We start from the raw sequence: 19725 nt of genomic DNA on the forward strand, positions 1-19725 counted from the left end.
GACCAGGAGTCCATCAGCGTCTCGTCCTGCGACTCGCACAGCTGCTGACCCGAACAGGTCTCCTGGGCCCCGGCGGAGCAATGCCGTCGGGGCCCGCCCCGTTCTCCGCACCGCCCGTCCGGAAGGGAAACGCCCGTGCTCTCCTGGCAATCGCTCCAGTACTACCTGCAGTTCGACCGGCGCTGGTACGAGACCGCCGACCGCCACCGCCCCGACCCTGCGCACCTCGCGGCCTTCCGTGAACTCGTCCCCGACGGCTGGGCCACCCGCCGGCGCGGCCTGTGGTTCATCGCCGACCCGCCCGGCCGCAACACCCCCGCGCAGGGATGGAAACTGCACGTCACCGCGGCGGCGGGGGAGAGCGAGGAGGTGCTGCGGCTCGCCCTGCCGGTGCTGTTCGCGCACGGGGTGGCGTTCAAGTTCCTGATCGACCCGTGGTCGGTCGAGCTGACCAGCGGCAAGACCTTCTCCCGGACTGCCAGCGGCAAGTTCATCACCGTCTACCCGGCCGACGACGCCGAATTCCACGCGGTGGGCAAGGAGTTGGCCGCCGCCCTGGAAGGCCGCGGCGGCCCGTACATCCTCTCCGACCGGCGCTGGCCCGGCTCGACGGCCGTCTACTACCGCTACGGCGGCTTCGCCGCGATCAAGCGGCTGCGGGCCGACGGCATCAACGACCTGATGATCGCCACCCCCGACGGCACCCTGATCCCCGACATCCGCAACCCGTACTTCGAGTCGCCGCCGTGGGTCACCGACCCGTTCCCGCCCGAGGAGGCCGAGGAGGACAGCGCGCTGAACGGCCGCTACCTGCCCACCTCCGCGCTGATGTTCGGCAACCGGGGCGGCGTCTACCTGGCCACCGACCGGGAGACCGGCGCGCAGGTGGTGCTCAAGGAGGCCCGGCCGGGCGTGCTGGTCGGGCGGCCCGGGCGGGCGGCCGTCGAGGTGCTGGAGAAGGAGTACCAGGTGCTGTCGGAGCTCGCCGACACCGGGTACTTCGTGCAGCCGCTGGACTTCTTCCACGAAGCCGGACACGCCTTCCTGGTCGAGGAGTACATCGACGGCCCGCACTACAGCCGCAACTGCATCGCCACCAACCCCGTGATCACCGGCAAGCTGGACGGCGAAAGCCTGCGCGCCTACTACCGCACGCAACGCGCCCTGTGGCGGCAGATCGCCGAGGCCGTCGCCGCCGCCCACCGCCGCGGCATCCTGCTCGGCGACCTCTCCTACACCAACGTGCACCTCACCAAGGACGGCCGGGCCGTGCTGCTCGACCTGGAGGCCGCCGTCCGCGAGGGCATCGACCCGCACCTCGGCGTGCACACCATCGGCCTGGCCAGCCCCCGGCTGCGCGCCACCAACCGCTACGACCGGGCCAACGACTGGCACTGCCTCGGCGCGCTGATCTTCTCCTCCATCATGGTGGTCAACAACACCACCGGCTTCCACCGCCCCGCCCAGGACCGGTTCCTGGACGCGCTCACCGCAGACCTCGCACTGCCCGCCGAACTCACCTCGCTGATCCGGGACTTGACCGACCCGGAGGCCGTGGACGGCGACTTCGACCCGGAGGAGCTGCTGAAGCGGATCGACGCGCTGCCGTTCGACGACCCGGCGCTGTGGACGTCCCCCGTCCCGCTCACCGAACCCGCCGCCAGCCGCTACCGCGACCCCGAGGCCGTGCCGGGGCTGCGGGACGCCGACCTCGCCGCCACCGTCGAGGGCATCGCCGCCGAGATCGAGGCCGCCGCCGACGCGCAGCGCGCCGACCGGCTGTTCCCCAGCAACCCGCTGGTCCACCAGACCAACCCGCTCTCCCTCGCGTACGGCGCCACCGGCATCCTGTACGGCCTGCACCGGCTGCGCGGCAGCGTGCCCGACCGGCTGCTCGGCTGGGCGCTCGCCAAGGACGTCGACCCCGCCGCGTACCCGCCCGGCCTGTACCTCGGCCAGTCCGGCCTGGCCTGGGCGTTCGACGCGCTCGGCCACCCTGCCGTCGCCCGCGCGCTGATGGCCTCCGCCCGCCGCCACCCGCTGCGGCACGCCCTGCCCGGCATCCTGCACGGCACCGCCGGCCACGGCCTCGCCGCCCTGCACCTGTGGCACCGCCAGCACGACCCCGAACTGCTCGCCGACGCCGTCGCCGACGGCGAACACCTCGCCGCCACCGCCGTCCACGGCCCCGACGGCCCGCACTGGCCGCAGGCCATCCCCGGCGACGGCCGGCTCTGCACCCGGCTCGGCCACGGCCACGGCGGCAGCGGCATCGCCCTGTTCCTGCTCTACCTGCACCTCGCGACCGGTGAGGAACGCTGGTACACCCTCGGCCGCGCCGCGCTCGGCCACGACCTCGCGCACGCCAGCTCCCTTCCCGGCGGCACCCTCGGCTTCCCGTCCCACACCGGCCCCGCCGAAGGCCGCACCATCCTGCGCAACTACTGGGACGAAGGCACCGCCGGCGTCTCGGTCACCGTCGTCCGCTACCTCGCCGCCCGGCCCGACGAGCAACTCGCCGCCGTCGCCGAGGACCTGCTGCGCGACTCGGCCCGCCGCTACGTCGTCTTCCCGCACCTCGCGCACGGGCTCGCCGGACTCGGCAACGTCCTGCTCGACGCGGGCGAACTGCTCGGCGAACAGCGGTGGTTGGACGAAGCCCGGCGGGTCGCCGACGGCATCCTGCTCAGCCGGATCGAACAGGACGGCGAGATCCCCGGCGGGATCGGCTTCCCCGGCGAACAGGCCCTGCGGGAGAGCTGCGACCTGGCCACCGGCTCGATCGGCATCGCGCTCTTCCTCGACCGGCTGCGCCTCGCCCGCCCCGGCACCCGCACCGACTTCCACTTCACCGTGGACGGACTGCTGCCGTGACCGCGGACGTTGCACCCGACGTACGACCGGCCCGGAACCGGCGGTGGCTGAGCCGGTTCCGGCTGGTCGGGGCGAACCCGATGTTCCGACGGCTGTGGATCGGCCAGTTCACCTCCGAACTCGGCAGCTCCATGAGCGTGCTGGCAATCCCGATGCTGGCCGTCGCGGTCACCGGATCACCCGGGAAGGCCAGCATCCTCGCCACCCTGGGCTTCCTCACCACCTGGCTGACCGCCGCCCCCTGCGGCCAGCTCGCCGACCGGATCCCCCCGCGCCGGCTGATGCTCGCCTGCGACACCGTCCGGCTCACCGCCGTCACCGCCGTCGCCGTCACCACCTTCGCGGGCGGCCCGCCGCTGTGGCTGCTCGCCGTCACCACCGTCGCCTCCGGCACCGCGCTCACCGCGTTCGGGCCCGCCGCCGGGAAGATGCTGCGCACCATCGTCCCCGCCGACCAGCTGCCCGAGGCGGTCGCCGCCAACCAGGTCCGCGGCTACAGCGCCTCGATCGTCGGCCCCGCCGCCGGCGGCGCCCTGTTCGGCCTGACCCGGGCCGCGCCCTTCCTCGGGGACGCCGTGAGCTACCTGGTCTCGCTGGCCTGCGTCCGCGGCCTGCCGTCCGGCGCCGGCGACAGCCCGTCGGCCCGCGGCTGGCCCCGACTGCGGGAAGGACTCGCCGTCATCCGCCGCACCCCGTTCCTGCGGGCGTCCCTCGCCTACTCGGTGCCCGGCAACCTCGCGGTCTCGATGCTCATGTACATCCTGCTGCTGCGCCCCGGCGCGGCCGGCGGCGGCACCGGTCTCGCGTTCAGCGCCGCCGCCGCCTGCGGACTGATCGGCTCGCTCTTCGCCGCGGGCGCGCACCGCCGCTTCGGCCTGTGGCGGCTGATGGCCGGCACGGCCGCGCTGCGGCTGCTCGCCACACTCGCCGTCGGCCTGAGCGCCGGCCGGCTCGGCCCCGCGGCGGCCCTCGCCCCGGTCCTGCTGCTCGCCCCCGTGGTCGGCGCCGCGCTCGGCACCACCACCCTGCTGGTCGTCGACTACGACGTCTACGGCCGGGTCAGCGGCACCACGTCGTTCATCGGCGGCGCCCTCCAGCCGCTCGCCCCACTGGCCGCCGGCGCGCTGCTCCAATTCGGGGGCACCGGCGCGGCGCTGGGCGTGGTGGCCGCCCTGTTCGGCCTGGTGCTGGCGGCGGTCCTGGCGGGACGGCGGAACCTGGACGTCACCGTGGACGGGAAGGTGCTCGCCCCGGCGAGCCGGGGCGCGACGCCCACACCGGTGTCATGACGACCGCCCCGACCGCCGGTCGGCGGCCGGGGCCCGCACAGGGCCGGTCAGGCCGGCTGCTTCGCCGACCCGTGCAGTTCGGCGGTGAGCGTCGGGTCGTGGATCAGGATGCGCTGGGTGAGGTGGGCGAGTTCGGGGCCCGGATGGACGCCCAGCTCGTCGCGCAGGGTGCGGCGGGCGGTGTGCAGGACGGCCGCCGCCTCCGCCTGGCGGCCGCTGCGGTAGAGGGTGCGGGCGCGCAGGGCCCAGCCGGACTCGCGCAGCGGGGCCTCGCTGGTGAGCAGGGCGCACTCGGTGACGGCGAGGTGGTGGGCGTTCAGGGTGAGCAGCACGGAGGCCCGGATCTCCCGTGCGGCGCAGCGCAGTTCGGTCAGCCGCCAGCGCTCCGGGTCGAGGAACACCAGGTGGGCGAGGTCGGCGTAGGCCGGGCCGCGCCACAGCGACAGCGCCAGGTCCGCCGCGGCGAGCGCCTTCACCGGGTGGCTGCGGGCGGAGGTTCCGGCGCGCTCGACGAGCGCGGCGAACTGCCGGGCGTCGAGCGCGTCCTGGGCGAGCCGCAGGCGGTAGCCGCCGGGCTCGTGGCGCAGCACGGAGGACTCCTGTCCGGCCGGGCGGTGGGGCTCCAGGGCGCGGCGCAGATCGGCCACGCAGGTGTGCAGGGCGTGCCGCGGGCTGGCCGGCAGACGGTCCTCCCAGACGGCGTCGATCAGGTCCTGTTCGGGGACGACCGCGCCGCCCGCCGCGGCCAGCGCCGCCAGCACCGCGCGCGGCCGGGGCCCGCCGAGTCGCACCCGCACCCCGCCGACCGCGGCGGCCATCGGGCCGAGAACCTGCACCGTCGTCTCTCTCGTGGTCGCATCCATGTGCCGAGCCTGACGGCGCCCACCCCTGCGGGCCCATCCGGACGGACCCCCGTATTCCGCAACCCGCCCCCGGGGGCCCGCCCCCACCCCCCGGACGGGGGCCCGTCCCGCCGCCGGAATATGGGGGCCGGCCCCCATGTTGCGGGGGCGCCCGGTGGCCATGCTTGCCACTATGACCGATTCCACAGCCACCTGGGGCCGGCACGGCGAAGGCGCCTGGTGGGCACCGGCGTTGACCCTGACGGAACGCCTGACCGGCCCGGCCGGCGCCGCGCCCGGCTCCGTGCCTTCCGAGGCCGCGCCGTCCGTGGATCGCCGACTCGCCGCCTGGCACCGGGAGTTCGACGGCCGACTGGACGAATGGCTGGCCGATCTGGGCGCGGACCGGGCTCAACTGCGGGCGCTGCTGGCCGAGTCGGCGGACAGCCTGGCGGCGCGGGCCGGGGAGCAGCCCGACTGGGCGGGCTTCGTCCGGCGCGCGGTGGCCGCCGCGCCCGCCGCGCCCGCCGGCCCGGGCGCCTCCGCCGGCCCGGGCGCCTCCGCCGGCCCGGGCGCCTCCGGCGAGGGGGCACAGCCCTGGGCGGACGGGTTCGCGGCCGTGGTGGCCCCGTTCGCCGCCGCCGCACTGGCCGCGCTGCGGGCCGACCCGCACTGGCAGGCCTTCGCGGAGCACGCCGAACTGTCCTGTCTCGAAGCCGACTTCGAGCAGAGCCTGACGTCCCGGCTGGTGCGGACCGCCAGCCGGACCCTGGTCCTGGAGCTGAACGTCGCGCGGGTCGGCGGCGCGCTGCACGGGACGAACGGCACGGAGCGGTTCGCCGACTTCGTCCGGCAGGTCGCGTCATCCGACCGGCTGGCCGCACTGGTCGCCGAATACCCGGTGCTGGCACGGCTGTTGGCGTGCTGCTGCGAGGACACGGTGGCCGCGTGGGCCGAACTCGCCGACCGGTTCACCACCGACCGGGCGGCCCTGGTCGCGGAACTGTTCGACGGCGCCGACCCGGGCCGGCTGGTCCAGGTCCGCACCGGGGCGGGCGACCGGCACGCGCACGGCCGGACGGTGGCCGTCCTGCGGTTCGCCGCCGGGCCGTGCGCGGTGTACAAGCCGCGCCCGCTCGGCGTCCACCGGCACTGGAACCGGCTGCTGCGGCTGCTCGGCGAATCGGTGCCGGACGCCGCGCTGCGCACCCTCGCCGTACTGGACCGGCACGCCTACGGCTGGCTGGAGTTCGTCGAGCCGGGCCCGTGCACGGACCGGTGCGGCGTGGAACGCTTCTACCGGCGGCTGGGCGTGCAACTGGCGCTGCTGCACGTGCTCGGCGGCACCGACATCCACTACGAGAACCTGATCGCGGCCGGTGACCAGCCCGTCCTGGTGGACCTGGAGACGCTGTTCCACCCCGAGCAGGGGCCGGTCGAACCGCTCGGCGGCGACCCGGCGCTGCGGGTGCTCGGCGAGTCGGTGCACCGGATCTCGCTGCTGCCGTTCCCGCTGTTCGGCGAACACGGCGCGCTCGACGTGTCGGGGATCGGCGGCGACGACGGTGCGCCACTGCCCATGCCCGTGCCGGGCTGGGCCGAGGCCGGCACCGACCGGATGCGGCTGGTACGCGCACCGGGCCACCTGCGCCGCGCCGCCAACCGGCCCCGGCTCGGCGGGGCGGACGTCGACCCGCAGGAGTACACCGAGGCGCTGGTCTGCGGATTCCGGGCCGGCTACCGGGCGCTCGCCGACGCCGCACCCCGACTCACCGCCCCCGGCGGGCTGTTGGAGAGCTTCGCGGCCGACACCGTGCGCGTCGTGGTCCGCCCCACCCGGCGGTACGCGACCCTGCTGGAGGAAGCCACCCACCCCGACGCGCTGCGCGACGGCCTCGACCGCGAGCGGCTGCTCGGCCTGCTCTGGCGGGAATCAGCCGACGACCCCCGGCGCCGCCCGCTGGCCGCCGCCGAACGCGACGAACTCTGGTGCGGAGACGTCCCGTTGTTCACCACCACCGCCGGCGACGGACGCCTGCACGCCGACGGCCGACCCTGCGGCCCGACCCCCGCCGACAGCGGACTCGACCGGACCAGGCGGCGGTTCGCCACACTCGACCGCACCGACCTGTACGACCAGGAGTGGATCGTCCGGGCGGCCCTGGCCACCCGGTCCGGCGGGCCCGGCGCGCTCACCGCCACCCCCGACGAACGCTCCTGCCCGCCCGTCGCCCCCGACCCCGACCGCCTGGTCGCCGCCGCCTGCGACCTCGCCGACCGCATCCTGGCCCGCGCCCACGGCGACCGGCACCGCGTCAACTGGCTCACCCTGGAACCGATCACCGACCGCCAATGGGCACTGATGCCGCAGGGCGCGGCACTCGACGGCGGCTACCTCGGCACCGCGCTGTTCCTCGCCCAACTGGCCGTCCTCACCGGCACCGCACGCTACGCCGAGACCGCGCGCCGCGCCGTGCGACCGCTGCCCGCGCTGCTGGCCGCACTCACCGCCGACCCCGCCCAGCTGGACGCCGTCGGCGCGGGCGGCTTCACCGGCCTCGGCGGCATCGCGTACGGACTCGCCCGTCTCGACACGCTGCTCGGCGGCGCCTGCGAGCTCCGCGAGGCCACCGCGACGGCCGTCCGGCTCACCGCCCGGGCCGCCCGCACCGCACCGCCCGAAGACCCGCACCCGGACCGGCAGTTGCTCTCCGGCGACGCCGGCTGCCTGGCCGCGATGCTCGCCGTCCACCGGCTCACCGGCGACCCGGAGGCCGCCTCGGCCGCCGACCACTGCGCCGAGCGGCTCGCCGCCACCCCCGACCCCACCCCGGACGGAGCCGCCCACCGGCGCTGGGCCCTGCACCGCTACGCGGCCACCGGCCGCACCGTGCGGCTGCCCGCGCCCGGGCCCACCGCGAGGCTCGGCCCCGCGGCGCGCCTGGCCGCCGCCCACACCCCCGACACCGTGTCCCCGCCGCCACCGGCCGGACCCGCCGCGGACCACAGCCTGCTGCACGGCGACAGCGCCGCCCTGGAGCTCCTGCTCACCGGCCGGCCCACCCGCGCCGCCACCCGCGCCGCCGACCTGCTCGGCGACCTCGACCACTCCGGCCCCCGCTGCGCCACCCCCGCGGCGATCCCCACCCCGGCCCTGCTGGCCGGCCTGGCCGGCATCGGCCACACCCTGCTCCGCCTCGCCCACCCCGCCGACGTCCCCTGCGTCCTGCTGCTGGAACCGCCCCGCAGGTAGCCGCACCCCCGCTCCACCCAGCCCGTCCCACGTCCCGTTCCGTACGGGCCGCCGCGTCCCCGCTCCACCCAGCCTGTTTCGTTCCGCCCGGGCCGCCGCATCCGGACGCCCGCCACATCTTTCCTGTCAGGAGGACCACCATGACCACCTCGACCCTCGTCGCCCTGTGGAAGGACCCCGAGGCGCGTACCGACGAGTGGGCGGCACACCCCGCCGGGGAGATCGTCTCCTCCCTCGGCCGCGTCGAACTCCCCCGGGTGAGAAGGGCGTTGGCGCTGTCCGGCTGGCTCGCGCCGGAGCACGGGGCGATGGACGGCGGCGCCGGCGGCATGGCGGACTGGAGCACCCTCACCTCCATCTCGTTCACCGAGAACTGAGCAACAGTGCAAAAGGGCCGATGGCCCGGTGACGGCGCGGGCCGCTAGCCTGCGTCAATGCTCACCTCCTCGCCTTATGTCGTGGGTCGTGCCGAGGAACTGCGGGTCCTGCTCGACGGGTTGATCGACGCCCGCCGGGGGCGGGGACGCGCGGTGTTCGTCGGCGGTGAAGCCGGAATCGGCAAGACCCGGCTGACGGCCGACTGCGCGTACCGGGCGGTCGCGGACGGAATGGCCGTGCTGCGCGGCCGGGGCAGCAGCGCCGGCGCGCCGGTGCCGTTCCGGCCGATCGCCGAGGCACTGCTGTCGCTGTTCCGGGTAAGCGGGCCGCCGCAGGACCCGTCGCTCACGCCGTACCGGTCCGCGCTGGCGGCGCTGGTCCCGGACTGGCGGGTCGAGCAACGCCCGGCCACGCCACCGTCGTTGACCGACATCGCCGAGGCGCTGCTGCGGCTGCTCGGCGCGGTCGGCCGGGAGGACCCGGACCGGCCGCCGCGCGGCTGCCTCCTGATCGTCGAGGACCTGCACGAGGCGGACGCGGAGACCCTCGCCGTGCTCGACTACGTGATCGACAACCTCGACGGCCTGCCCGTTCTGCTGGTCGTGACGCTGCGTCAACACCCGTGCCCCGCACTCGACCTGGCGCTCGACGCGGCTGCCCGCAGACAGGCCCGGCGGCTCGACCTGCTCCCGCTGGACGATGCGCAGACCGCCGAACTCGCCGCCGCCTGCCTGTCCGCCGCCCCCGGCGCACTGCCCGCCGCCGTGGTCGAGCGGGTGGTCCGGGACGCCGGCGGAAACCCGTTCGTGATCGAGGAGTTGCTGAGCGGGATGGTCACCGCCGGGGCACTGCGCCGCGACCCCGTGCGGGGGTGGGAGGTGTTCGGCGACGTCGCCACCGGCGTGCCCACCACGGTGGTGCGCAGCGTCGTGCAGCGGGCCGCCCGGATCGACCCGGCGGGCCGGGAGATGCTCAACGTCGCCGCGGTGCTGGGGCGGCGCTTCGCACTGCCGGTGCTGCAACTGGTCACCGGCCTGGACGACCGCAGCCTGCTGATCCACCTGCGGGCCGGGATCGACGCCCGGCTGCTGTCGCCCAGCGGGCCGGTCGCCGACCGCTACGAGTTCCGGCACGCGATGGTCGCGGACGCGCTGCTGGCCGACCTGCTGCCTGCCGAGCGGGCCGCGATCGCCCGGCGCGCGGCCGGCGAGGTGGAACGCGCCTACCCCGGACTGCCCGGCGAATGGCGGCAGTTGGTGGCCGTCCTGCGCCAGTCGGCGGGCGAACCGGAGGCCGCCGCCCGGCTGTTCGCGGAGGCTGCCGAGGAGGCCCGGCTGGGCGGGGCCACCGAGTCCGCCGTCGCGCTGCTGGAACGCGCCCTGGAACTGGTCGGCGGGGACGGCGCAGCCACGGCCGCCGCGAGCGCCATCCGCGAGCAGCTGGTGCACGCCCTCGCCGACAGCGGCCGGTTCGACCAGGCCCGTGACCTCGCCCGGACGCTCCCGCTGGGCGGCCCGGCCGCGCTCGGCGACGACCGAACCGCCGCCCTGCACCTGCGCCTGGCCCGGGCCGCCGTCACCGCCGGCCGCCTCGCGGACGCCGCCGAGCAGGCCACCCTGGTCCGTACCCTGCTCGGCCCCACGGCCGGCCCCGAACGGACCTGCGCCCTGGAGGTGGTGGAGGCCCACCTCGCCCTGGCCGGAGTCGGCTGCCCCGCAGCGGACTCCGGCACGGATCGGGACGGGGTGCCGGAGGGCGAGTGGCGGACCGCCGCCGCCGAGCGGCTGGCCCGCCGCGCCGCCGAACGGGCCGAGGCCGCCGGCCTGGCCGAAATCGCCTGCCAGGCATGGCAGTTGCTCGCCCTGCTGGAGCGCAGGCACGGCTTCGACCGGGCGGACGGATGCCTGCGGCGCCTGCTCGACCTGGCCGCCCGGCACCGGCTCCCCGGCTGGCAGGTGGACGCCCAACTGCGGCTCGGCGTCAACGAGTTCATGCAGGTCGGCGAGTCCGTCCAGCTGGAGCGGGCACACCGGGCCGCGCTCGACCTGGGCGCGCTCGACCTGGTCCGCTCCGCCGAGTCGACGCTCGCCATGCACGCCGTGCTGCGCGGCGACTACGCCCGGGCCCGCACGCTCAGCGACCAGGGCCTGGAGGCCAGCGCCCGGCTGCGCAACGTCGACCACCACCAGTTCCTGCTGCTGACCCGGGCGATGGTGGCCGCCCACCAGGGCCGCCGGGCCGAAATGACCGACGTGCTGGCCGAGTTCGACCGCTGGGACGGCGCGGAGTCCCTGCAGCTGCCGCTGGCGTACGGCAACTGCCGGGCGGTGTGCGCCCTGCTGGAGGAGGACCGGGTGCTGGCCCTCGCCGAGTTCGACCTGGCCCGTCGCTGGGAGGCCCGGCACCCGTCCGTCTTCTACCTGAACGGCGCGCACGGCCTGCACCCGCTGCTGCGCGCGCTGGCCGGCACCGGGTCCGCCGAGGAGCACGCCAGGACGGCCGCCGACCACGCCGCCGGGCTGGCCTGGAACCGGCAGTTCGAGCGGCTGGCGTACGCCGTCCACCTGGGCCGGGCCGGGCAGGCCGACGCCGCCGCCGAGGCCGTCGCGGAGGCCGCCCGGGCGGCCCGCCCGTTCGCGATGGCCCGTCACCTGGGGCTGCGGCTGGTCGCCGAGGCCGCGCTCGCCGACGGCTGGGGCGAGCCGGTGGGATGGCTGCGCAGCGCCGAGGAGTACTTCCACCGCGCCGGGGTGCCGGCCGTCGGAGCCGCCTGCCGCCGCCTGCTGCGCGAGGCCGGGGCCGGCGTCCCGCAGCGGCGCACCGGCACCGAGCAGGTCCCGGAGGGGCTGCGCGGACGGCGGGTGACGGTGCGGGAGTACGAGGTGGTGCTGCTGGTCGCGCAGCGGCTCGGCAACCAGGAGATCGCCGCCCGGCTGAGCATCTCGCCGCGGACGGTGGAGAAACACGTGGCCAGCCTGCTGGAGAAGGCCGGCCAGCCGAATCGCACGGCCCTCGCGGACTGGGCCGCCCGCAACACCTCCCCGTGACGCGCGGATCCGCCCCGGGAGAGGCTCCCGGGGCGGAGGTGGCGGTCCGGTTCATGCCGGCCCGGTTCGGGCGGGTCCGGTTCAGGCCTCGGCGGGGCGGCCGATCGAGCAGACCAGTTCGCCGTCCTGGGCGTCCGCGACGATGGTGTCGCCGGGCTGGAGGTCGCCGGAGAGCAGCATGGTGGCGAGCCGGTTGTCCAGCTGGGTCTGGATGGTGCGGCGCAGCGGCCGGGCGCCGAACTCGGGCTGGTGGCCGCGATCGACCAGCCACCGCTTCGCCGCCTCGGTGACGTCGAGTTCGAGGCCCTGGGCCCGCACCCGGCGTTCGGAGTTGGCGAGCATCAGATCGACGATGCGCAGCAGGTCGTACTCGCCGAGCGCGTCGAAGACGATGATGTCGTCGATCCGGTTGAGGAACTCGGGCAGGAAGCGCCCGCGGAGTTCGGCCATCAGCCGGTCGCGGATCTCCTCGGTCTCGCCGCGGTGGGCGAGGATCAGCTGCGAGCCGATGTTGGAGGTCATGATGACCACGGTGTTGCGGAAGTCCACGGTGCGGCCCTGGGCGTCCGTCAGCCGCCCGTCGTCGAGGACCTGCAGCAGTGCGTTGAACACGTCGGGATGGGCCTTCTCCACCTCGTCGAACAGCAGCACGCTGTACGGGCGGCGGCGGACGGCCTCGGTGAGCTGCCCGGCCTCCTCGTAGCCGACGTACCCGGGTGGGGCGCCGACCAGGCGGGAGACGGTGTGCTTCTCCTGGAACTCGCTCATGTCGAAACGCACCAGCCGGTCCTCGTCCCCGAAGATCAACTCGGCCAGGGCCTTGGCGAGTTCGGTCTTGCCGACGCCGGTCGGGCCGAGGAACAGGAACGAGCCGACCGGCCGGTTCGGGTCGGCCATGCCGGCCCGGCTGCGGCGGACCGCCTCGGAGACCGCGACCACCGCCCGGTCCTGGCCGATCACCCGGTTGTGGAGTTCGTCCTCCAGCTTGAGCAGCCGGGCCTTCTCGTCCTCGGTGAGCTGGGAGACCGGGATGCCGGTCTGCCGGGAGAGGACATCGGCGATGTCGTCCACGGTGACGGAGACGACGCCCTCGCGGCGTTCCTCGATCTCGGCGTTCTGCGACTCCAGGTCGGCGATCCGGGTTTTGAGTTCGGAGGCGCGGGTGAAGTCCTCGGCGGCGACCGCCTCGTCCTTCTCCCGGCGCAGCTTGGCGAGTTCGTCCTCCCGTCCGATCACCTCGGTGGAGCGGCCCAGGCCGCGCAGCCGGACCCGGGCGCCGGCCTGGTCCATCAGGTCGATCGCCTTGTCGGGCAGGTAGCGGTCCGAGACGTACCGGTCGGACAGGTCGGCGGCGGCGCGCAGCGCGTCGTCGGTGAACCGGACCTGGTGGTGGGCCTCGTACGCGTCGCGCAGACCTTCGAGGATCTGCACGGTCTCCTCCACGGACGGCTCCGGGATCAGCACCGGCTGGAAGCGGCGTTCCAGGGCCGCGTCCTTCTCGATGTGCTTGCGGTACTCGTCGATGGTGGTCGCGCCGATGACGTGCAGCTCGCCGCGGGCCAGGGCCGGCTTGAGCATGTTTCCGGCGTCCATCGCGCCCTCGCCGCCGGCGCCCGCGCCGACCACGGTGTGCAGCTCGTCGATGAACAGGATGATCGAGTCGGCGGCCTCGCGGACCTCGTCGATGACGTTCTTCAACCGTTCCTCGAACTCGCCGCGGTACTTGGAGCCCGCCACCAGACCGGACAGGTCCAGCGCGACCACCCGGCGGTCCTTCAGGGTGCTCGGGACGTCACCGGCGATCACCCGCTGGGCGAGGCCCTCGACGATGGCGGTCTTGCCGACGCCGGGCTCGCCGATCAGTACCGGGTTGTTCTTGGAACGGCGGGAGAGGATCTCGATGGTCTGCTCGATCTCCTCGGCCCGGCCGACCACCGGGTCCAGCTTGCCGAGCTTGGCGTCCTCGGTCAGGTCGCGGCCGTACTCGTCCAGGGTCGGGGTCTTGCTGTCCTCCTTGGCCGGGACGCCACGCTCACCACGGGAGGCGGCCGCCTCGGCCCCGCGCCGCATCCGGGAGGCATCGGCACCGTGCGCGGACAGCAGGCGGCCGGCCCCCGAGTCGGGGTCGTCCAGCAGGGCGGCCAGGATGTGCTCCGGCCCGATGTACGAGACCCCGGCGGCCTGCGAACGGGCGTGCGCCCCGATCAGCACCCGCTTGGCGGCGGGCGTCAGGCCGGGCTCCACGGACGGGTCGGCCTCCCCGGCCGGCAGGGTGCGTTCGATGGTGGCGGCGAGCGCGTCCGGGTCGGCGCCCGCCTGCGCGAGCAGCGAACGGGCCGGGTCCGTCAGGGTGGCCGCCCACAGCAGGTGCGGGGTGTCGAGGTCGGTGCTGCCGTCCTCCTGGGCCCGCAGCTCCGCCCGGCCGATCAGGTCCCGGGCGGACTCGGTGAGCAGCCGCCCGATCGGCACCCGCTGGACGGCGGGCGGGGCAGCGGCCGGGTTCAGGCCGAAGAAGCGATTCAGCAGTTCGGAGAAGGCGTCGTCGGAGCCGAGCGAGCCGAAGCCGGGCATGGTCATCGTGAGGGCACTCCCATGGGCGGACGGGCAGCAGTCTCCCAGAACTATGTCAATCCGTTATATGAGCCGCAAAGTGGTGCGATCCGGACAGGTGGCGGGCCGACGGGCAGTGCCGCTGTCCGGCGGGCTCCCAGGAAGCTTTCAGGAACTTGGGACAGACATTACGGATGCATGGGACGCTGATGACCTGAACCGAGACGGGCACCCCGGGCCGACCGCCCGGGGTGCCCGTACGTGCACCGGCCGAGGGGGAAGCCATGCCGACCACGGACCGCGCCACCCGGCGCGACCGCGCCGCCCGGCGCCGGGGGATCGACGCACTCCTGCGCCACTCCCCGCTCCAGCCCGTCTTCCGCGCCCGCGCCGCCCACCGCCTCGCCGTCCTCGCCTACCACGGCATCGACGACCCCACCGCGTTCCGCGCCCAGATGGAACGCCTCGCCCGCACCGCCCACCCCGTCGCCCCCGAGCAGGTCGCCCACGCCGCCGAACACCGCCGCCCCCTCCCGCCCCGCAGCGTGCTGGTCACCTTCGACGACGGCGACCCCACCGTCCTCACCCACGCCCTCCCGGTCCTCGCCCGTCTCCGCATCCCCGCCGCCGCGTACGTGATCACCGACCTGATCGACAGCGACCGCCCCTACTGGTGGACCGAAGCCGCCCACCTGATCCGCCGCGGCGGCCACACCCACACGCTGCACGGCCTCGACTCCGCCGCCGCCGTCCACCACCTCAAGACCGTCCCCGACGTCGAACGCCTGCACGTCCTCGCCGAGTTGCGCGCCACCGCGAGCCGACAGGCGCCCCCGCAACGGCAGTTGAGCTCGGCCGAACTGCGCACCCTGACCGAAGGCGGCCTCACCGTCGGCAACCACACCGCCTCCCACCCGTGCCTCGACCGCTGCGAGGACAGCGACCTCGACGCCCAACTCGTCCGCGCCCACGACCGGTTGACCACCTGCCTGGGCCACCCGCCCACCACCTTCGCCTACCCCAACGGCAACCACGACCCCCGCGCCGAGACCGTGCTGCGCACCCTCGGCTACCGCACCGCCTTCCTCTTCGACCACCGCCACGCCGCCCTGGCCCCCGCCGAACACCTGCGCATCAGCCGCCTGCGCGTCAACTCCCACACCGGCCCCGACCGCTTCGACACCATCCTCTCGGGCCTCCACCCCGCCATGCACCGCCTACGCGGCGGACGCTGAGGCGCGGGCGTGGGGTGGGCGCGGGTTGGGGCGGGCGTGCGGTGGGCGCCGAGGCGCGGGTGTGCGGCGGGCGCCGGTTGGGGGCGGGCGTTGAGGCGCGGGCGTGGGGTGGGCGCCGGTTGGGCGGGCGTGTGGGGGGCGCTGAGGCGCGGGCGTGGGGTGGGCGCCGTTCGGGACGGGCAACTGCGGGTCGGGAGGGGGCGGGGTCGTGGCGGACGTGCCGAAGGTCGTGCCTGCTCCCGGCTGCCGCGAGTCCGTTTGTGGCGGGTGGCTGCGGGCCAACTCGCCCACAGGCCTCGACCGTTGCGCCATGGCCCGGCCCGGCGGGCCGTCTTCGTTCGGCGGTGGCGTGGCCTGTGTTCGACCGTCGGCGCACTGCGCTCGCGTTCGGCGGACGATTGTGGGTCGGCGCGTGCGCGGGCTCAGGTGGCGTGGGGGCTCTGCCCGGTCTGCGTCCCGGCTCGGGTGCTCCGCGATTCCTTCGCGCGAGGGCCGGCGCACCGTGCACCGGTTTGCCGGGCGGTTGCGGGTCAATTCGGCTACGCGGCCGGGCCGTTGTGGCACTGTCGGGGTGGCGGTCGGGTGGCCCTACCCCGTTCAGCCGTCGGCGCGCGCAGGGATCGGGATTGCTTCGGCACCGCCCCACGCGGTGGCGATCGAAGAGAGAGGGGGTTGCGTGATGAAGGACGCGCCGGAGATCTTGCGTACGCCCGGACTGGACGGTGAACTCGTCCGCGAATGGCGCCAGTTGATCGTCGATGACCCGGACGGCTCATGGTTCGCCGGGCCGGACTGGGTGCTCGCGTGGTGGCGGACGCTCGGGGCCGGGCAGCGCGGCGAGATCGCCGTGTGGCGTGGAGCGGACGGCCGGGTCGAGGCGGTGGTGCCGCTGGCGCTCGCCCGGCTGCGGCCGCATCACCGGGTGCCGCTCGGGCTGCCGGTGCTCACCCTTCTCGGTGCCGGGCCCGGCGCCGCCGACCACTGCGGGCCCGCCGTCCGGCCGCACCGGCGCGCCGAGGTCGCCGCCTGGCTCGCCGCCCGTGCCCGCCGCCGCACCCTGTGGCTGCCCGCACTGGACCCGGCGCACGGCGACCTGCTGCCGCCCGGCACCCGACCCGTCATCCGCAGCGCCTGCCCGCGCCTCGACCTCACCGCCGGGCTCGACCGGCTCGGCTCGCGCGACTTCCGGGCCGCCAACCGGCGCGCCCACCGCCGCCTGGCCGCCGTCGGCGTCACCTTCGACTGGCTGTCACCCGCCGCCGCCCCACCCACCCTGCTGGACGAACTGCTGCGCCTGCACCAACTGCGCCGCCAGGCCGCCGCCGGAGGGGTCAGCAGCTTCGACGCCAGCCGCCTGCCGCTGCACCGGGCGCTGCTGGAGGCCGCCGTGCCCGACTGCGGGCCCGCCTTCCAAGTCGCCCGCCACGAAGGCGAGTTGATCGGCGTGCTGTACGGCTTCCGGTGGGCCGACCGGTTCGCCTACTACCAGATCGGCTGGGACCAACGGTGGGCCGCCGAGTCCCTCGGCACCGCGCTGATCGACGCGGCGGTGCGCAGCTGCGCGACAGAAGGCGTGCGGGTCTTCGACTTCCTGCGCGGCGACGAGCCGTACAAGTACCGGTTCGGCGCGCAGGACCGCACCGACACCAGCCACCTGCTGCCGCGCGGCGCCGGCGGGGCGCTGCTCGGCCTCAAGTACCGCCTGCTCAGGGCTGGATGACGCCGTCCAGGTACACCCACTCGCCCTGCTGGCGGACGAAACGGCTGTTCTCGTGCAAGGAACCGGCCCGGCCGCGCTCACGGTAATGGGCACGGAACTCGACCGTCCCGTCCTGATGGAACGGCCCGCCGTCGGTGGCGCCGAGAATCTCCAGGCGCTCCCAGCGCAACGACGGGTCGAAGTCGACGGAGGCAGGCCGGGTGTCCGGATGCCAGGACCGCAGCAGGTACGGCTCGTCCCGCACCGCGAACGCACTGAACCGCGACCGCATCAGCTGCTCAGCACTGCTCGCGGCCGCCTCCCCGCGGTGCAACCGCCCGCAACACTCGGCATACGCGGCGGGCAGCCCGCACGGACAGGTGGTCGGAGCGGCAGGAGAGGGGGAGGGGGTGCGTCGGCGGGCCATGCCCACCATTATCGCCGCGACCCACAGCACCCTCCGCCACCCCCGCCCAGGACCGCACCTCCGCCTTGCCAGCCGCCCCGCCCGTCGGGCCGTCGTCGCCGCCCGCTCGCGCCGCCCGCCAGACCACCGTCGCCGCCCGCTCGCGCCGCCCGTCGGGCCGTCGTCGCCGCCCGCTTTCGCGGCCCGCCGGGCCCTGGCCACCTGCCGGGCCTCCGCCACCCGTTGGACCCTTGGCCGCCCGCCAGGGGCCACCGTCGTGGCTCGCTTTCGCCGCCCGTCTGGTCCCCGCCGCCCATCGGGCCTCCGGCCGCTCGCTTTCGCCGCCTGCCAGGCCACTGTTACCGCTCGCTTTCGCAACCAGCCGGGCACCCTCGCCGCCCGCCGGGCCCTGGCGACCCGCCGGGCCCCGGCCGTTGCTCGCTTTCGCTACCGCCGGGCCCCTGACGACCTGCTGGCCCCTCGCCGCCCGCCAGGGGCCACCGTCGTGGCTCGCTTTCGCCACCCGCCGGGCACCTGACCACCCGCCAGGTCTGGGCCCCCTGTTGGGCCACCGTCGCCCGCCGGGCCCTCGGCCGCTCGCCAGCCACCGCCCTCGTTTTCGCCACTCACCGGGCATCCCTTGTCGCCGGCCCGGGCCACCCGCCCCGCCGGCCCGGGCCACCCGTTGGGCCCCGGTTGACCGCCAGGCCACCATCGCCGCACGCCCGGGCCACACCCGCCGGGCCCCCGGCCGTCGCTCGCTTTCGCCACCCGCCCGGCCCCTGACCACCCGCTGGGCCCCGGCCACCTGTCGGGCCACCGTCGCCTGCCGGACGCTCGGCCGCCTGTCGGGTCTGGCCGCCCGTCGGGCTCCGGGCCATCATCGCCGCTCGCTTTCGTCACCCGCTGGACATCCCCCGCCGCCCGCCGGGCCACTATCGTCGCTCGCTCGCGCCGCCCGCAGGGCCACCCCTGCCACCCCGGGCCCCGGCGGCCCGCAGGGCCACCCCCTGCCACCTCCGGGCCCCGGCGGCCCGCAGGGCATCCCCCGCCGTCGCTCGCTCGCGCCGCCCGCAGGGCATCTCTCGCTGGCCGCTCCGGCCCCCGCTGCCCGCCAGGGCTGTCCGGCGCAGCGCGGGGGCGGGGCGCGGGTGTTGGGGGGCAGGATGGGCGGGTGTCGCGTCAGCGTGGCGTGGCAGAGGACGACCGGTCGGCGAAGGGGACTGCGATGAGCGACCACCACCACAACGTGCTGCTGCTCGGCTTCACCGACCAGGGGGCGTGCCGCCGGGCGTACGAGGATGCGATGCATCTGCCGGGGCTGCGGCAGCTCGCGGTGCTGGAGCGCAGTGACGAGGGGATCGTCGACATCCCGGAGAGCCACATCCGGGGTGCGGGCGTGCCGACCGTCGGTTCGGGGCTGGTGGGCGGGCTGGTCGGGTTGCTCGGCGGGCCGATCGGGGCGCTGCTGGGTTTCGCGGCGGGTGCGGCGATCGGCAACGCGGCCGAGCAGACCGAAATGACCGACGGCGGTGCGGGCCTGATCGTGCTGTCGTCGCGGGTGGACAACGGGCGGGCGCTGCTGGTGATGGACATGGTCGAGCACGACAGTGCACCTGCCGACGAACTGGCCGCGAAGTACGGGGCCTCGGTGGAGCGGATCTCCGCCGAGGAGTTCGCCGAGCAGGTGCGCGTCGCGAAGGAACAGGCCGAGGGGTAGCGGCCGATCAGAAGTAGGGGCGATAGCCGTCGCGCAACTTGTCCAGGTCGCGCCGGTCGCGCTTGGTGGGCCGTCCGGCGCCGCGGTCGCGCAGACCGATCTCGGCGGGACGCTCGGTGCGGGGCGGCGGCGGGGGGCTGTGGTCGACGTAGCAGGTCTCGGCGACGGGCGCGCCGACCCGCTTGGCGATCGGCCGGACCACCTGAACGATCCGCTCCCGGCCCTCGACCCGCACCCGTACGTCGTCGCCGGGCTTGACGTGCTGCGCGGGCTTCGCGGTGGCCCCGTTCACCTTCACGTGCCCGGCCCGGCAGGCCGCGCCCGCCGCCGAGCGGGTCTTGATCAGCCGGATCGCCCAGATCCAGCTGTCGATCCGTACGCTCGCCTCGTCCGTGCTCATATCCCGACTCTATCGCCGAGCCGAGCCGCCCA

Annotated in this window: 12 protein-coding genes; 8 read left to right on the plus strand and 4 right to left on the minus strand. The window is 75.4% G+C overall.

From position 1 onward, the window contains the following. Nucleotides 1-135 precede the first annotated feature (135 nt). Nucleotides 136-2874, plus strand: a complete 2739-nt coding sequence (gene lanKC, locus ACZ6R9_RS15650; protein ID WP_465538539.1) for a class III lanthionine synthetase LanKC — start codon at nt 136-138, stop codon at nt 2872-2874. Next, on the plus strand, nt 2871-4163 hold the full coding sequence (locus tag ACZ6R9_RS15655; protein ID WP_380477884.1) for an MFS transporter: 1293 nt from the start codon (nt 2871-2873) through the stop codon (nt 4161-4163). Before lanKC ends, ACZ6R9_RS15655 begins: the two co-directional genes overlap by 4 nt. 47 nt (nt 4164-4210) lie before the next feature. Here the strand turns inward: ACZ6R9_RS15655 and ACZ6R9_RS15660 are convergent, their stop codons facing one another. Next, nucleotides 4211-5026: an AfsR/SARP family transcriptional regulator gene (locus ACZ6R9_RS15660; protein ID WP_465538540.1), complete on the minus strand. Its 816-nt coding sequence runs from the start codon at nt 5024-5026 to the stop codon at nt 4211-4213. A 172-nt stretch (nt 5027-5198) separates the two neighbouring features. Between ACZ6R9_RS15660 and lanM the strand changes: the two genes are divergently transcribed. From lanM to ACZ6R9_RS15675, 3 genes are all read left to right on the plus strand, one after another. Continuing rightward, on the plus strand, nt 5199-8258 hold the full coding sequence (lanM, locus tag ACZ6R9_RS15665; RefSeq protein WP_465538541.1) for a type 2 lanthipeptide synthetase LanM: 3060 nt from the start codon (nt 5199-5201) through the stop codon (nt 8256-8258). A gap of 140 nt (nt 8259-8398) precedes the next feature. Beyond that, nucleotides 8399-8635, plus strand: a complete 237-nt coding sequence (locus ACZ6R9_RS15670) for a hypothetical protein (RefSeq protein ID WP_465538542.1) — start codon at nt 8399-8401, stop codon at nt 8633-8635. Between the two features lie 57 nt (nt 8636-8692). Next, nucleotides 8693-11683 carry a helix-turn-helix transcriptional regulator gene (locus ACZ6R9_RS15675; protein WP_465538543.1) on the plus strand — a complete coding sequence of 997 codons (2991 nt, stop codon included), beginning with the start codon at nt 8693-8695 and terminating at the stop codon, nt 11681-11683. 81 nt (nt 11684-11764) lie between these two features. On the opposite strand, the gene ACZ6R9_RS15680 is transcribed toward ACZ6R9_RS15675, so the two are convergent. Further along, nucleotides 11765-14260 carry an ATP-dependent Clp protease ATP-binding subunit gene (locus tag ACZ6R9_RS15680; RefSeq protein ID WP_380477878.1) on the minus strand — a complete coding sequence of 832 codons (2496 nt, stop codon included), beginning with the start codon at nt 14258-14260 and terminating at the stop codon, nt 11765-11767. A 257-nt stretch (nt 14261-14517) separates the two neighbouring features. Here ACZ6R9_RS15680 and ACZ6R9_RS15685 point away from each other — a divergent pair, with 257 nt between their 5' ends. Both ACZ6R9_RS15685 and ACZ6R9_RS15690 read left to right on the plus strand, forming a co-directional pair. Next, nucleotides 14518-15468, plus strand: a complete 951-nt coding sequence (locus ACZ6R9_RS15685; RefSeq protein WP_465538544.1) for a polysaccharide deacetylase family protein — start codon at nt 14518-14520, stop codon at nt 15466-15468. Between the two features lie 679 nt (nt 15469-16147). Next, on the plus strand, nt 16148-17188 hold the full coding sequence (locus ACZ6R9_RS15690; protein ID WP_465538545.1) for a GNAT family N-acetyltransferase: 1041 nt from the start codon (nt 16148-16150) through the stop codon (nt 17186-17188). Here ACZ6R9_RS15690 and ACZ6R9_RS15695 read toward each other — a convergent pair. Continuing rightward, nucleotides 17175-17594 carry a YchJ family protein gene (locus tag ACZ6R9_RS15695; protein WP_465538546.1) on the minus strand — a complete coding sequence of 140 codons (420 nt, stop codon included), beginning with the start codon at nt 17592-17594 and terminating at the stop codon, nt 17175-17177. The two genes, ACZ6R9_RS15690 and ACZ6R9_RS15695, sit on opposite strands and share 14 nt — an antisense overlap. 1207 nt (nt 17595-18801) lie before the next feature. On the opposite strand from ACZ6R9_RS15695, the gene ACZ6R9_RS15700 reads away from it, so the two are divergent. Next, nucleotides 18802-19293: a hypothetical protein gene (locus ACZ6R9_RS15700; protein ID WP_380477871.1), complete on the plus strand. Its 492-nt coding sequence runs from the start codon at nt 18802-18804 to the stop codon at nt 19291-19293. 7 nt (nt 19294-19300) lie between these two features. Here the strand turns inward: ACZ6R9_RS15700 and ACZ6R9_RS15705 are convergent, their stop codons facing one another. Beyond that, a complete protein-coding gene (locus tag ACZ6R9_RS15705) occupies nt 19301-19693 on the minus strand; it encodes an RNA-binding S4 domain-containing protein (RefSeq protein WP_380477869.1) in 393 nt (130 codons plus the stop codon). Between the last annotated feature and the right edge of the window lie 32 nt (nt 19694-19725).

This window comes from Kitasatospora sp. NPDC048662, assembly GCF_055587065.1.